The 483-nt window shown below is 59.8% G+C and carries 1 pseudogene; it reads right to left on the bottom strand.

The features are described from left to right. Positions 1-483: pseudogene (locus EXE41_RS18690) on the bottom strand (IS1595 family transposase); the annotation flags it as partial.

The raw sequence follows: 483 nt of genomic DNA, 5'->3' as shown, positions 1-483 counted from the left end.
ACGTACCTCTCGTCGTGGACAACGTATTGGTGATCGTGCTCCATGCCTCGGTAAGCTGGCAGTCCATCGGTCCAGACCTCTCCCAGCGGCTGGGAGAGGTCGTCTGCTTCCTCGATAACTGGCCCAAGATCATCTTCATAGCCGCTTCCTTCCTGAGCTGAGACCACGCGAAGCACGTCGCGGCACGCCGCGACGAGCGTCAGTTCGTCACCCTGATTCCCTGTCCAGCGGGTACGTCCACCCTCGGGCGACCCGCCGCGGTTGAGTCCCTCCCGCGGCGGATCTTGGCCTTTGAAGCCCGAACACACCTGCTGTGTTTCATCGACCTGTGTTGGCCCATCGACTGTCTGGGAGATCGCTCCCAGACAGTCGGAAATCCCCGACAGAACGCGGTTTCAAACTCTCTGAGCTGGTCGTGAAGCGTCGTGTAACACGGTGAGAGGAGTTCAGCGATTTGGGTAATGCTGAGGAGTGTGTCAGCGT

The organism is Halorubrum sp. SD690R (assembly GCF_005435035.1).
In the GTDB taxonomy this organism is placed as follows: Archaea; Halobacteriota; Halobacteria; order Halobacteriales; family Haloferacaceae; genus Halorubrum; species Halorubrum ezzemoulense.
The sequence above is the reverse complement of the archived record's forward strand: the minus strand, read 5'-3'. Positions and strand labels throughout refer to the sequence as shown.